This window comes from Streptomyces sp. NPDC050560 (assembly GCF_044457285.1).
Taxonomy (GTDB): domain Bacteria; phylum Actinomycetota; class Actinomycetes; order Streptomycetales; family Streptomycetaceae; genus Streptomyces.
Genome location: NZ_JBITGT010000017.1, coordinates 40,514 through 56,745 on the forward strand (window position 1 = coordinate 40,514; position 16,232 = coordinate 56,745).

At 75.0% G+C, this 16,232-nt stretch carries 1 protein-coding gene; it reads left to right on the forward strand.

The annotated features are described in order from the left end of the window. The first annotated feature begins 40 nt into the window (after positions 1-40). Positions 41-16,225, forward strand: a complete 16,185-nt coding sequence (locus ACIBIW_RS31110; RefSeq protein WP_399340910.1) for a type I polyketide synthase — start codon at positions 41-43, stop codon at positions 16,223-16,225. Positions 16,226-16,232: the final 7 nt, after the last annotated feature.

Here is a 16,232-nt window from a genome sequence, read left to right on the forward strand (position 1 = left end):
TTTCCGGGAGATGACACACGGCGAGGCCCCGATGGCGAACGTGAACGAAGCGAAGCTCCTCGACTACCTCAAGCGGACGACCGCGGACCTGCATGCCACCAGGCAGCAACTGCGCGACATCGAGAAGGCCGGACAGGAGCCCGTCGCCATCGTCGCGATGAGCTGCCGTCTTCCCGGTGGCGTACGGACGCCCGAGGAGCTGTGGCGGCTGCTCGCCGAGGGCGGCGACGCCATCGGGGACTTCCCCGAGGACCGCGGCTGGGAGACCGGGGCCGCCGCCGACGACGGTGACGACTACGCACGCAAGGGCGGGTTCCTCTACGACGCCGGGCAGTTCGACCCCGCCTTCTTCGGCATCTCGCCCCGCGAGGCACTGGCCATGGACCCTCAGCAGCGCCTGCTGCTGGAGACCGCCTGGGAGGCGTTCGAGCGCGGCGGCGTCGCCCCCGACTCGCTGCGCGGCGGCCGCGTCGGCGTCTTCACCGGCACCAACGGCCAGACCTATTTCGAGCTGAAGCTGCCCGAGGAGGCCGAGGCGTACCTGTCCACGGGCAGCAACGCCGCCGTGCTCTCAGGACGCATCTCCTACGTGCTCGGCCTCGAAGGCCCCGCGGTCACCGTCGACACCGCCTGCTCCTCGTCACTGGTGGCGCTGCACCTCGCCATCCAGGCGCTGCGCAAGGGCGAGTGCACCCTCGCCCTCGCCGGGGGCGCCACCGTGATGGCCACCCCGGACCCGTACGTCGCCTTCAGCAAGCAGCGCGGCCTCGCCGCCGACGGCCGCTGCAAGGCGTTCTCCGAGGACGCCGACGGCACCGGCTGGTCGGAGGGCGTCGGCATGCTGCTGGTCGAGCGGCTGTCTGACGCCCGCCGCAACGGGCACCCGGTGCTCGCGGTGGTACGCGGCTCCGCAGTCAACCAGGACGGCGCCAGCAACGGCCTCACGGCACCCAACGGCCCCTCCCAGCAGCGCGTCATCTGGGACGCGCTGGCCGCCGCGCAGCTCTCCGCCGACCAGGTCGACGCGGTCGAGGCGCACGGCACAGGCACCGTCCTCGGCGACCCCATCGAGGCGCAGGCGCTGCTCGCCACCTACGGCCGCGACCGCGCCGCCGACAGGCCCCTGTGGCTCGGCTCCATCAAGTCCAACATGGGCCACACCCAGGCCGCCGCGGGCGTCGCGGGCATCATCAAGATGGTCATGGCGATGCGCCACGGCATCCTGCCGAGAACTCTCCATGCCGACCGGCCCTCCACCAAGGTCGACTGGACCGCGGGCCATGTACGCCTGCTGACCGAGCCGGTGGAGTGGGACGCCACCACCCCGCGCCGCGCGGGCGTCTCCTCGTTCGGCATCAGCGGCACCAACGCCCACGTCATCCTCGAACAGGCCCCGGACGACACCCTTACGGACCCCGAGGGGGCGGGGACGCCCGCCGAGGACACCGCCGCCGGGCAGCACAGGCCCGCGGGCCCCGGTCTCCACCCGCTGTCCGCCGCGAGCCCCGCGGCGCTGCGCGCCCAGGCCGCGAACCTGCTGGAGCTGCTGACCGCCGAGGACGCCCCCCGGCCAGGCGATGTCGCCGCGGCGCTGGCGACCACCCGCGCCCAGCTCGAACGCCGCGCCGTCGTCGTGGCCACCGGCAGCGACGACCTCCTCGCGGGCCTGCGCGCACTCGCCGCGGGCGAGCAGGCCGCGGGCGTCGTCGAAGGCGCCGTGGCGGACGGCAGGCTGGCCTTCCTGTTCACCGGCCAGGGCGCCCAGCGCGTCGGCATGGGCCGCGAACTCGCCGCCGCCTTCCCGGTGTTCGCCGACGCCCTGGACGAGGTGTGCACGCACCTCGATCCCCTGCTCGAACACCCTTTGCGGGACGTCATGTTCGCGCCGGAGGGCTCGGACGAGGCCGCCCTCCTCGACCGGACCGCGTACGCACAGCCCGCGTTGTTCGCCGTCGAGATCGCCCTGTTCCGGCTCGTGGAGTCGTGGGGCGTACACCCTGACGTCCTCGCCGGGCACTCGATCGGGGAGATCGCCGCCGCGTGTGTGGCCGGGGTGTTCTCGCTGGCCGACGCCGCAGCCCTCGTAGCCGCCCGAGGCCGTCTGATGCAGGCGCTGCCTTCCGGCGGCGCCATGATCGCCCTCCAGGCCACAGAAGAGGACGTACGCGCCCTCCTCGACGGTGTCTCCGACGCGGCGATAGCCGCCGTCAACGGACCGCGCTCCGTGGTGATTTCGGGCGCGGAAGCCTCCGTGACCGCCGTGATGGAGGCGGTGAAGGCTGACGGCGGCAAGACCTCCCGTCTCAAGGTCTCGCACGCCTTCCACTCCCCGCTCATGGACCCGATGCTCGACGAGTTCCGGGAGGTCGCCGGGGGACTTGAGTACGCCGAGCCGCGCATCCCCCTCGTGTCCCACGTGACCGGACGCACCGTCACCAAGGGCGACGTCACCTCGCCCGAGTACTGGGTCGCCCATGTCCGCGAGGCGGTCCGCTTCGCCGACGGGATACGCACCCTCGCCGACGACGGTGTGACCACCTTCCTGGAGATCGGCCCCGACGCCGTCCTCACCGCCATGGCAGCAGACAGCCTGCCCGACGACACCACAAAGACCCTCGCCCTGCTACGCCGCGGCAGGCCCGAACGGACCGAAGCACTGACCGCACTCGCCCGACTGTGGACACGGGGCCGTGACGTCGAGTGGGCGGCACTGCACACCGGCGGCCCGACAAGGCACGTCGACCTGCCCACCTACCCCTTCCAACGACAGCACTACTGGGTCAGGGACGTCGCCGCCGTCGGCAACGTCGCCTCTGCCGGGCTCGACGCCGCCGATCACCCCCTGCTGGGCGCCGCCACGATGCTGGCGGACTCGGACGGCGCGCTGTTCACGGGGCGGCTCTCCGCGGCAGGCCACGCCTGGCTCGCCGACCGCGCCGTGGCCGGCTCCGCCGTCTTCCCCGAGACCGGCTTCGTCGAACTGGCGATCCGCGCGGGCGACCAGGTCGGCTGCGGCGTCCTCGAAGAGCTGACCGTAGAGGCGCCGTTGGTGCTGCCCGAGCGTGGCGGCGTCCAGGTGCAGGTCGCGGTGGGCGCACCCGAGGGCCCGTCCGGGACGCGCAGGGTGCGGGTGTTCTCGCGCGCCGGTGACACCGCGGGCGACGCCGCCTGGCGGCGGCACGCCACCGGCCTCCTCGGCGGCGCCGTGCGCCCCGCGGCGCAGGACACCGGCCTCGACGTGTGGCCCCCTGCCGGTGCGGCCCCCGTACCGGTCGAGGACGTGTACGAGCGGTACGCGGCGGCCGGTCTCGCCCACGGCCCCGTCTTCCGGGGGCTCACGGCCGCCTGGCGGCGGGGCGGCGAGCTGTTCGCCGAGGTCGCGCTGCCCGAGCCTGCCGCGAAGGACGCCGGGCGCTTCGGGCTGCACCCCGCGGCACTCGACGCCGCGCTCCAGAGCGTCACCGCCCTCAACTCCGCCGAAGGCGAAGGCGAAGGTGCCGGGCGGCCCCCGGCCCTCCCGCTGCACGCGCAGTGGCGCGGTGTGACCCTGCACGCGGGCGGCGCGTCCGCGCTCAGAGTGCGGCTCTGCCCGCTCGGCGGCGACGGCTACACGGTCGGCATCGCCGACGCCGTGGGCGACGCCGTCGCCACCGTCGAGGCGCTGACCGTACGGACCGTCACCGCGGCCGAGTTGGCGGGCGACGGCGGTATGGGCTACCCGGAGTCCCTGTACCGCGTGGACTGGGTGCCGGTCGGGCCGGGCCTCGCGCACCTCGGGTCCCCCGCGGTGGCGGACTTCGACGACGTGGTCTCGGGCGCGGTCGCTGGTGTGCCCGACGTGGTGGTGCTGCGGGCGTTCCGCGACGGGGCGCACGCGGTCCCGGAGGCGGTGTCCGCGCTGCTCGAACGGGTGCTCGCGGGGGTCAAACGGTGGCTTGACGAGGAGCGTTTCGCCGCCTCCCGGCTCCTGGTGCTGACCCGCGGCGGCGTGCCGGCCGACGGATCGGGTGTGACCGACCTGGCGGGCGCGTCCGTCACCGGCCTGGTGCGCTCGGCCCAGGCGGAGAACCCGGACCGCTTCCTGCTGGTGGACGTGGCCGACGCGGGGGACGTGGGAGAGACGGCGGGCGCGGCCGGGGCGGCGGGGGCCGTGGGGCTGTCGCCCGACACCGTCGCGCGTGTGCTCGGCGCCGGGGAGCCGCAGGTGGCCCTGCGCGCGGGCACCGTCCTGGTGCCGCGCCTGGTGCGCGCCGGTGTGCCCACCGCACGGCGCGCCCTCGGGGACCCCGAGGCCCCCGAGGGCACGGACCTGGGCGCGGGCACCGTCCTGGTGACCGGCGGCACCGGCGGCCTCGGCGTGCTGCTGGTACGGCACCTGGTGACGGCGTACGGGGCGCGGCGGTTGGTGCTGCTGAGCCGCGGCGGTGGCGGTGCCCGCGCCGCGGGGCTGGTGGAGTCGCTGCTCGCGGCGGGTGCGGAGGCGGTCGACGTGGTGGCCTGCGACGTGGCCGACCGGGAGGCGCTTGCCGGGGTGCTTGCGGCGGTCCCGCAGGAGCATCCGTTGGTGGGTGTGGTGCATGCGGCGGGTGTGCTCGATGACGGTCTGGTGGCGGCGTTGTCGCCGGAGCGTCTTGAGGCCGTGTTGCGGCCGAAGGTGCTGGGCGGCTGGAATCTCCACGAGCTGACCCGGGGCTCGGAGTTGGGGCTCTTCGCGGTGTTCTCGTCTGCTGCGGGTGTGCTGGGTGCGCCGGGGCAGGGGAACTATGCGGCGGGCAATGCGTTCCTCGACGGTTTGGTGGAGTCGCGGGTGGCGGCGGGTCTGCCTGCCGTGTCGCTGGCGTGGGGTGTGTGGCACGACGAGGGTCTTGGCGGTATGGGCGGCGGCCTCTCGGAGGGCGACAGGTCGCGGATGGCGCGCGGCGGTGTGCTGCCGCTGTCGGCGGCGGACGGGCTCGGGCTGTTCGACGCCGGGGTGCGCGCGGGCTCCGCCGTCGTACCCGTCCGCCTCGACGTCGAGGCGTTGCGCGCCCTGGGCGGCGAACTCCCCCCGCTCTTCCACCATCTCACCGGCCGCCCGGCCCGCCGCCAGGCCGCCTCCCGCGGTACCGGCGCCGTCACCGGCTCGCTCGGCGAGCGGCTCGCCGCCCTCGCCGCAGCCGAGCGCCACGAGGCCGTACTCGACCTGGTAAGGGGGCAGGTGGCCGCCGTCCTCGGCCATGCCACCCCCGAGGCCATCGAGCCCGACCGCGCCTTCAGCGACCTCGGCTTCGACTCCCTCACCGCGGTCGAACTGCGCAACGGCCTCGGCGGCGCCACCGGTCTCGCCCTCCCGGCCACCCTCGTCTTCGACTACCCCACCGCGGGCGACCTCGCGGGCTTCCTGCTGGCCGAGGTCTCGGGCGACATGGCCGCCGCGGCCACCCTCCCGGCCACGGGACACGTCGCCGACGACCCCGTCGTCATCGTCGGCATGTCCTGCCGCTTCCCCGGCGGCGTCGAGTCCCCGGAAGACCTCTGGCGGCTCGTCGCCGATGGCGACGACGCCATCACCGGCTTCCCCGGCAACCGCGGCTGGAACCTCGACCGGCTCTACGACCCCACCGGCGCCCGCCCCGACACCACCTACGTCAACCAGGGCGGCTTCCTCCACGACGCCCCCGACTTCGACGCCGACTTCTTCGGCATCAGCCCCAACGAGGCCCTGATCACCGACCCCCAGCAGCGGCTGCTCCTCGAAGCGTCCTGGGAGGCGTTCGAGCGCGCCGGGATCGACCCGGCCACCCTCAAGGGCAGCGCCACCGGTGTCTTCGCCGGGGTCGTCTACCACGACTACTCGGGCAGCAGCAGCTCCGGCAGCATCGTCTCGGGGCGCATCGCCTACACCTACGGCCTCGAAGGCCCCGCGGTCACCGTGGACACCGCCTGCTCCTCGTCGCTCGTCGCCCTGCACCTCGCGGCCCAGGCGCTGCGCGGCGGCGAGTGCGACCTCGCGCTCGCGGGCGGTGTGACCGTCATGGCCTCGCCCGCCGCCTTCGTGGAGTTCAGCCGCCAGCGCGGGCTGTCGCACGACGGCCGCTGCAAGGCGTTCGCCGCCGGGGCCGACGGCACCGGCTGGGGCGAGGGCATCGGTGTGCTCGTGGTGGAGCGCCTTTCCGACGCGCGCCGCAACGGGCACCAGGTCGTCGCGGTGGTACGCGGCTCCGCCGTCAACCAGGACGGTGCCAGCAACGGCCTCACCGCGCCCAACGGGCCCGCCCAGCAGCGCGTCATCCGCCAGGCGCTCGCCAACTCCCGGCTCGACCCCGCCGACGTCGACGCGGTCGAGGCGCACGGCACCGGCACCGTGCTCGGCGACCCCATCGAGGCGCAGGCACTGCTCGCCACCTACGGCCGCGACCGCCCCGCGGACAGCCCGCTGTGGCTCGGCTCGGTCAAGTCCAACATCGGCCACACCCAGGGCGCCGCGGGCGTCGCCGGGATCATCAAGATGGTCATGGCGATGCGCCACGGCGTGCTCCCCAGGACCCTCCACGTCGACGCGCCGTCCACCCATGTCGACTGGACCTCCGGCGCCATGCGGCTGCTGACAGAGGAGGTCCCCTGGGACACCGCACGGCCCCGGCGCGCCGGGATCTCCTCGTTCGGCATCAGCGGCACCAACGCGCACGTGATCATCGAGCAGGCGGCCCCCGAGGAGACCACGGAGCACACCGCGGCCGCCGAGGCCCCCGCGGCAGGCGCACCCGTGCCGTGGGTCATCTCCGGCCGCGGCGAGGAAGGGCTGCGCGCCCAGGCCGGGCGCCTCGCCGCGCATGTCACCGAGCACGCCGGGCTCAGCCCCGTGGACATCGGCTGGTCCCTGGCGGCCAGGCGCGGCGCCCTGGAGCGGCGCGCCACCGTGCTCGGCGCCGACACCGCGGAACTCCTCGCGGGGCTGCGGGCGCTCGCCGACGGCACGGCCCCCGCGGACACCGCCCGCACCAGCGGCAAGACCGCGTTCCTCTTCACGGGGCAGGGCGCCCAGCGGCCCGGCATGGGCCGCGAGCTGTACGCGACATACCCCGCCTACCGGCGGGCCTGGGACGAGATCGCAGGACACCTCGACCCGCTCCTCGAACACCCCCTGGACGAGGCGCTGTCCGCCGCCGACGGCACCGGGCGGGCCGCGCTGCTCGACCGCACCGAGTACGCGCAGCCGGGACTCTTCGCCGTCGAGGTCAGCCTGTACCGGCTGCTGGAGTCCTGGGGGGTGCGGCCCGACGTCGTCATGGGCCACTCCATCGGCGAGATCGCCGCCGCGCACATCGCCGGGGTGCTCTCGCCGGCCGACGCCTGCACCCTGGTGGCGGCGCGCGGGCGGCTCATGCAGGCACTGCCTCTCGGCGGCGCCATGGCCGCCCTTCAGGTCACAGAGGACCATGTACTGCCGTTGCTCGCGGAGGCGCCCGGCGTCGACATCGCCGCCGTCAACGGCCCCAGGGCCGTGGTCGTTTCGGGCCCCGAGGCCGCCGTGGACCGGGTCGTCGAGCGGCTGCGGGCCGGGGGGCACAAGACATCGCGGCTGAACGTCTCGCACGCCTTCCACTCCGGCCTGATGGCACCCATGCTCGACGAGTTCCGCACGGTGCTCGAAGGGCTCTCGTTCGCCGAGCCGAGGCTCACCGTGGTCTCGAACGTGACCGGCGAGGCGGCGACCGGCGACGACCTGCGCACCGCCGAGTACTGGCTGCGGCACGTGAGCGGCGCCGTGCGCTTCGGCGACGGGGTGCGCACCGCCGTGGACCGCGGGGTGACCCGGTTCGTGGAGGTCGGCCCCGACGGTGTGCTCACCGGCCTCGCCCAGACCTGCCTGGAGGAGACCGAGGGCGCGGAACGCCCCGAGCGCATGGCGCGGTTCGTGTGCGTGCCGCTGCTGCGCAGGGACCGTCCCGAGGCGCGGAGCCTGCTCACGGGACTCGGGCGGCTGTACGCGTCAGGTGGCGAGGTCGGCTGGCCCGCCGTCTTCGACGACACCGGCGCGCGCCCCGTCGACCTGCCCACATACGCCTTCCAGCGGCGCGCCTTCTGGGAGCAGACGCCGGGCGACCAGGGCGACCCGCGCTCCATCGGCCTCGGCGCCACCGGCCACCCGCTGCTCGGCGCGGCCGTCGCGCTCGCCGACTCGCAGGGCCACCTCTTCACCGGCAGGCTCTCCGCACAGAACCACGCCTGGCTCGCCGACCACGTCGTCGGCGGCGCCATCTTCTTCCCCGGCACCGGCTTCGTCGACCTCGTCATCCGCGCGGGCGACCAGGTCGGCTGCGGCGTCCTCGAAGAGCTGACCCTTGAGGCGCCGTTGGTGCTGCCCGAGCGCGGCGGCGTCCAGGTGCAGGTCGTCGTCGGCGCCCCCGAGGGCGGCTCGCGGCGCCGCCAGGTGCGGGTGTACTCCCGCGACGACACCGCGGGCGACACCTGGGTCAGGCACGCCGCCGGCACCCTGGTCCCCGCCGCACCCGCGGGCCCCGCCCCCTTCGACCTGGCCGCCTGGCCCCCGCCGGGCGCCGAACCCCTCACCGTCGACGGCGTCTACGAGCGGTACGCGGAGGGCGGCCTGTCGTACGGGCCCGTGTTCCGCGGCCTGCGCGGCGCCTGGCGGCTCGGCGACGAGGTGTGCGCCGAGGTGGCGCTGCCCGACGGTGTCTCCGTCGACGGCTTCGGCGTGCACCCCGCGGTACTTGACGCGGCCCTGCACGCCGTGGGGCTGACGGGCGCGGGGGAGCGGGCCGCGCTGCCGTTCTCCTGGTCCGACGTGGAGCTGTTCGCCACCGGGGCCACCGCGCTGCGGGTGCGGGTGCGCCCGCTCGGCGCCGGGGGAGCGGTGTCGCTCGACGTCGCGGACACCGCGGGCCGTCCCGTCGCCTCGGTCGGCAGGCTCGACGTACGCCCCGTCTCCGAGGAACAGCTCTCCCGGGCACGTACCGAGTACCCGGAGTCCCTGTACCGGGTGGACTGGGTCCCGGTCGCGGCGCCCGCAGGGGGGCTCTCGGCGGCGGGCTTCGACGAGGTCGTGCCGGACGCCGCGGCGGCCGTCCCCGACGTGGTGGTGCTGCGCGCCTTCCGCGAAGCCACGGGCGCGGTGCCCGAGGACGTGCGGGAACTGCTCGTCAGGACCCTGCTCGCCGTCCAGCGGTGGCTGGGCGACGAGCGCTTCGCGGGCGCCAGGCTCGCCGTGGTGACACGCGGCGCCGTCTGCGTCGGCGGCGAGGACGTACCCGACCTCGGCGGCGCGGCCGTCACGGGCCTGGTGCGGTCGGCGCAGGCGGAGAACCCCGGGCGGCTCGTACTCGTGGACCTCCAGACGGACCCGAACAGTACGGACCCGAACGCCACGGGCCCGGACGGCACGGACCCGAACGCCACGGGCCCGGACGGCACGGCCCCCGACGATGTGGACACCGCCGTCGCGGCCGCGGTCGGCACGGGCGAGCCGCAGGTGGCGCTGCGGGACGGCGCGCTACTCGCGCCCCGGCTGGCGCGCGCGGGCGTGCCCGCGCCGGGCACCGGCCCCGGCGGGCCCGACCTGACCGGCGGCACCGTCCTAATCACCGGCGGCGCGGGCGGCCTCGGCGCGGTACTGGCCGGGCACCTGGTGTCCCAGTGGGGAGTACGGCGGTTGGTGCTGCTGAGCCGCGGCGGTGGCGGTGCCCGCGCCGCGGAGTTGGTGGAGTCGCTGCTCGCGGCGGGTGCGGAGGCGGTCGACGTGGTGGCCTGTGACGTGGCCGACCGGGAGGCGCTTGCCGGGGTGCTTGGGGCGGTCCCGCAGGAGCATCCGTTGGTGGGTGTGGTGCATGCGGCGGGTGTGCTCGATGACGGTCTGGTGGCGGCGTTGTCGCCGGAGCGTCTTGAGGCCGTGTTGCGGCCGAAGGTGTTGGGCGGCTGGAATCTCCACGAGCTGACCCGGGGCTCGGAGTTGGGGCTGTTCGCGGTGTTCTCGTCCGCTGCCGGTGTGCTGGGTGCGCCGGGGCAGGGGAACTATGCGGCGGGCAACGCCTTTCTTGATGGTTTGGTGGAGTCGCGGGTGGCGGCGGGTCTGCCTGCCGTGTCGCTGGCGTGGGGTGTGTGGCACGACGAGGGTCTTGGCGGTATGGGCGGCGGCCTCTCGGAGGGCGACAGGTCGCGGATGGCGCGCGGCGGTGTCCTGCCGCTGACAACGGCCGACGGGCTTGGGCTCTTCGACGCCGGGGTGCGCGCGGGCTCCGCCGTCGTACCCGTCCGCCTCGACCCCGAGGCCCTGCGCGCCCAGGGCCCAGAACTGCCCCCGCTCTACCACCACCTCGTCCCCACCGTGCGCCGCAGCGCCGCCGTCGGCGACACCACCACCGCCGACACCCTGCACCGGCAGCTCGCCGCCCGCACCCCCGCCGAGCGCGAGCGCACCCTGCTCGGCGTGGTGCGTGGCCAGATCGCCGACGTGCTCGGCCACGCCGACCCCGCGTCCATCGCGCCCGACCGCGCCTTCAACGACCTGGGCTTCGACTCCCTCACCGCGGTCGAACTGCGCAACGGGCTGAACGCGGCGACCGGTCTGCGACTGCCCGCCACGCTCGTCTTCGACTACCCGACCGCGGGCGACCTCGTCGACTTCCTCCACGACGAACTCCTCGGCACCCTCGACACCCCCGCCGACACGGCCGTACGGCACCAGGGCCCCGCGAGCGACGACCCCATCGTCATCGTCGGCATGTCCTGCCGCTACCCGGGCGGCATCGAGTCCCCCGAGGACCTGTGGGACCTCGTCCTCGACGGCAGGGACGCCGTCTCCGAGTTCCCCGAGGACCGCGGCTGGGACACCCACGCCATCTTCGACCCGACCGGCGAGCGCCCCGACACCACCTACGTCAACAAGGGCGGCTTCCTCCACGACGCCGCCGACTTCGACGCCGCGTTCTTCCGCATCAGCCCCAACGAGGCGCTGAGCACCGACCCCCAGCAGCGGCTGCTCCTCGAAGCGTCCTGGGAGGCGTTCGAGCGCGCCGGGATCGACCCGGCCACCCTGAAGGGCAGCGCCACCGGCGTCTTCGCCGGCCTGATGTACCACGACTACCCGACCAGCCACAGCGCGGGCAGCATCGTCTCGGGGCGCATCGCCTACACCTACGGCCTCGAAGGCCCCGCCGTCACGGTGGACACCGCCTGCTCGTCGTCGCTCGTGGCGCTGCACCTGGCGTCCCAGGCGCTACGGGGCGGCGAGTGCTCGCTCGCGCTCGTCGGCGGTGTGACGGTGATGTCGACCCCCGCCACCTTCCTGGAGTTCAGCAGGCAGCGCGGCCTCGCCGGGGACGGCAGGTGCAAGTCCTTCGCCGAGGCCGCGGACGGCACCGGCTGGTCGGAGGGCGTCGGTGTGCTGGTCGTCGAACGCCTCTCCGACGCGCGCCGCAACGGCCACCAGGTCATGGCGGTGGTACGCGGCTCCGCCGTCAACCAGGACGGTGCGAGCAACGGCCTCACCGCCCCCAACGGCCCCTCCCAGCAGCGCGTCATCCGCGCCGCGCTCGCGGACGCCAGGCTCTCGACGGACGACATCGACACCGTGGAGGCGCACGGCACCGGCACCGTGCTCGGCGACCCCATCGAGGCACAGGCCGTCCTCGCCACCTACGGCCGCGACCGCGGCGCGGAGCAGCCGCTGTGGCTCGGCTCCGTCAAGTCCAACCTCGGCCACACCCAGGCCGCCGCCGGTGTCGCGGGCATCATCAAGATGGTCATGGCGATGCGGCGCGGCGTGCTGCCGAGGACCCTGCACGTGGACGAGCCCTCGTCGAAGGTCGACTGGACGGCGGGCCGGGTGGAGCTGCTGACCGAGTCGAGGCCCTGGGAGGTCACGAGGCCGCGGCGCGCCGCGATCTCCTCGTTCGGCATCAGCGGCACCAACGCCCACGTCATCCTCGAACAGGCCCCCGCGCCCGCCGAGCCCGCACCGGCCGCGGCGCCGCAGGACGGCACCCCCGCCACCCTGCTGCTCCCGCTCTCCGCCGCCGAACCGGCCGCACTCCGGGCCCGTGCCAGGGACCTCGCCGCACTCCTCGACACCGCCGAGGCCCCCCACCCGGTGGATGTGGCGACGTCCCTGGCGACGAAGCGCGCCCACCTCGCCCACCGTGCCGTCATCCTCGGCACGGACCGCGAAGAAGCCCTTACGGCGCTTCGGGCTCTCGCGTCGGGCGAGACCACCACGGGCCTGGTCGAAGCCACCGCCACCGGCGGCCGGCTGGCGTTCCTCTTCACCGGACAGGGCGCCCAGCGCACCGGCATGGGCCGTGAACTCGCCGACACCTTCCCCGTGTTCGCCGACGCCCTGGACGAAGTGTGCACCCACCTCGACCCCCTGCTCGAACACCCCCTGCGGCACATCATGTTCGCGCAGGAAGGCTCGGACGAGGCCGCCCTCCTCGACCGTACCGAGTACGCGCAGCCCGCGTTGTTCGCCGTCGAGGTCGCCCTGTTCCGGCTCGTGGAGTCGTGGGGCGTGCGGCCCGACATCGTCGCCGGGCACTCGATCGGGGAGATCGCCGCCGCGTGCGTGGCCGGGGTGTTCTCACTGGCCGACGCCGCAGCCCTCGTAGCCGCCCGAGGCCGCCTGATGCAGGCGCTGCCTTCCGGCGGCGCCATGATCGCCCTCCAGGCCACGGAGGAGGACGTACGCGCCCTCCTCGACGGGGTCACCGACGCGGCGATCGCCGCCGTCAACGGACCCCGCTCCATAGTCGTTTCAGGGGCGGAAGCCTCCGTGAACGTGGTGGCCAAGGCGGTGAGGGAGAGGGGCGGCAAGACCTCCCGCCTGAAGGTCTCCCACGCCTTCCACTCCCCCCTCATGAACCCCATGCTGGAGGAGTTCGAAGCGGCCGTCTCCACGCTCACCTACCACGACGCCCTGATACCGGTCGTCTCCACCGTCACCGGCACCCACACCGCCCCCGCCGAACTCGCCACCCCCCACTACTGGCTCACCCACGTACGCGAAGCCGTCCGCTTCACCGACGCCGTGCACACCCTGCACACGGACGGTGTGACCACCTTCCTGGAGATCGGGCCCGACGCCGTCCTCACCGCGATGACCACCGAGGCCCTGCCCGACACCACCACCGCCCAGCCCGTCCCCCTGCTGCGCCGCGGCCGACCCGAACAGACCGAAACCCTCACCGCCCTGGCCCGCCTGTGGACCCGAGGACACACACTCGACTGGAACACCCTCCACCCCGCAGGCCACCCCCACCACATCGACCTGCCCACCTACCCCTTCCAACGCCACCGCTACTGGATCGACGGCTACTCCCCGTTCGGGGCGGCGTCGGGCGCCGGTGACCACCCCCTGCTCGGGGCGGCCGTGGCGCTCGCGGAGGCCGACAGCCTGCTCTTCAGCGGGCGGCTGTCGACCAGGACCCACCCCTGGCTGGCCGACCACGCGCTCGGCGACACCGTGCTGTTCCCCGGCACCGGGCTCGTCGAGATGGCCCTCGCCGCGGGGGACAGGGCGGGCTGCCAGGTCCTCGCCGAGATGACCCTGGAGACACCGCTGGTGCTCCCCGAACACGGCGCGGTCCACACCCAGTTGGTGGTGGGCGCCCCCGACGACGGCGGAAGCCGTGCCTTCAGCGTCCACTCGCGCGGCACGGGCGCCCCGGACGAGGCGCCGTGGGTGCGGCACGCCTCCGGTGTGCTGGCCGCCGCGGCGCACACCGGCGCGGACGGCACGGAGTTCGCCGTCTGGCCCCCGGCGGGAGCCATACCCGTACCGGTCGAGGGTGTTTACGAGCGGTTCGCGGAGGGCGGCCTGTCGTACGGGCCCGTGTTCCGCGGCCTGCGCGGCGCCTGGCGGCTCGGCGACGAGGTGTGCGCCGAGGTGGCGCTGCCCGAGGGGGTGTCCGTCGACGGCTTCGGTGTGCACCCCGCGGTGCTCGACGCCGCGCTGCACGCCGTGGGGCTGACGGGCGCGGGGGAGCGGGCCGGGCTGCCGTTCTCCTGGTCGGGCGTGGAGCTGTTCGCCACCGGGGCCACCGCGCTGCGGGTGCGGGTGCGCCCGCTGGGACCCGGCGCCGACTCCGGAGCGGGGGCGGTGTCCATCGCCGTGGCGGACGCCGCGGGGCAGCCCGTGGCCGCGGTGGAGCGGCTGGACGTACGCCCCCTCACGGAAGAGCAACTGGCGCGGGCCCGCACCGAGTTCGTCGAGTCCCTGTACCGCGTGGAGTGGACGCCGCTGCCGCTTGCGCCCGCAGGCACCGACACCGGCAAGTGGGCGGTCGTCGGCACCGGCGCCACCGAGTGGTCGGAGACCCTGGCCACGGTCGTCGGAAGCACCACGGTGGTACCGGAACTCGGGGACGCCGCGGACGTGGGCACCGTCGTGCTGCCGGTCCTCGGCGCCCCCGGCGCCCCCGACACCCCGGCGGCCGTATGCGACCTGGCCCACCGCACCCTCGCCGACCTCCAGACATGGCTGGCGGACGACCGCTTCGCCGCCGCCACCCTGGCCGTCGTCACCCGGGGCGCGGTGCCGGGACCCGACGGCGCGGTCGCCGACCTCGCCGCCGCGACCGCCGCCGGGCTCGTACGGTCCGCGCAGACCGAGCACCCCGGCCGGATCGTGCTCGTCGACGTGGACGGCACCGACGCCTCGCTCACCGCCCTGCCCGCGGCGCTGCGCACCGACGAGCCGCAACTCGCCCTCCGCGGCGGCGCGGCGACGGCCCCCAGGCTGGCACGGGTGCCCGCCACCCCCGTCAACCCCGCCGCGCCCGGCAGGGCCCTCGACCCGGACGGCACCGTCCTGGTGACCGGCGCCACCGGCGCCCTCGGCGCCCTCGTGGCCCGCCACCTCGTCGCCGAACACGGCGTACGCCACCTGCTGTTGACCAGCAGGCGCGGCGAGGACGCGCCGGGCGCGGCCGAGCTGGTCGCCGAACTGGCGGGGCACGGCGCCGCCGTCACCCTCGCCGCCCGCGACGCCGCCGACCGCTCCCAACTGGCCGCACTGCTGGCGGCCGTACCGGCGCAGCACCCGCTCACCGCGGTCGTCCACGTGGCGGGCGCCCTCGACGACGGCGTCATCGGCTCGCTGACCCCCGGGCGGATGGACACCGTCCTGCGGCCCAAGGCCGACGCGGCATGGCACCTGCACGAACTGACCCGCGGCCTCGACCTGGCGGCGTTCGTGCTCTTCTCCTCCGTCGCCGGGCAACTCGGCGTCCCCGGCCAGGGCAACTACGCCGCCGCCAACTCCTTCCTCGACGCGCTCGCCCAGCACCGCGCCTCCGACGGCCTCCCCGCCACCTCGCTCGCCTGGGGCCTATGGGCGGACGACGGCGGCATGGCGGGCGCGCTGAGCGGCACCGACACCCACCGCATGACACGCTCGGGCGCGGGCGCCCTCACCGCACGGCAGGGCCTCGCCCTCCTCGACGCGGCCGTCCTCGGCACCGAGCACACCGGCGCCCCCGAGGAAGCGCTCCTGGTACCGGTCGCGCTCGACACACGCGCCATGGCGCGGGGCGCGGCCGAGCTGCCGCCGCTCTTCCGCGGCCTGGTACGGGCGCCTGGGCGCCGCACCTCCCAGGCCGCTGCCGCGGCCTCCGGCGACTCCCAGGGCCTGCGCGCCCGGCTCGCCGAGGTGCCTGAGGCGGAGCGCGGGGACCTGCTCACCGAGATGGTGCGCGGGCACGTCGTGGCGGTGCTCGGGCACGCCGACGCGGAGACCGTCGACCCCGACAGGTCCTTCAGCGACCTCGGCTTCGACTCGCTGACGGCCGTCGAGTTCCGCAACCGCCTCGGCGCGGCCACCGGACTGCGCCTGCCGGCCGCGCTCATCTTCGACCACCCGAGCACCAGGGCCGTGGCCGACCACCTCGGGCAGGAGCTGGCCCCCGAGCCCGACGCCGCCGCGGGCGACCCGGCCGAGGCCCGCGTCCGCACCGCACTCGCCACCATCCCGCTGTCCCGGCTGCGGGAGGCGGGCCTGATGGACAGCCTGCTCGAACTCGCGGGCGCCGACCCGGACATCGCCACGGACGTCGATGCCGGGGCCGCCGCCGACACCGCCGGGTCCATCGACGCCATGGACACCGACGCCCTGATCAGCATGGCCCTCGCCGACCCCGGCGCGGGCGGCACCGGGGACGGCGCCGACCCGGCCGGTGAACACGGCTACGACCAGGACGAGTTCGACGTCCACGACACGACGTGGGAGAAGTGACACCGCC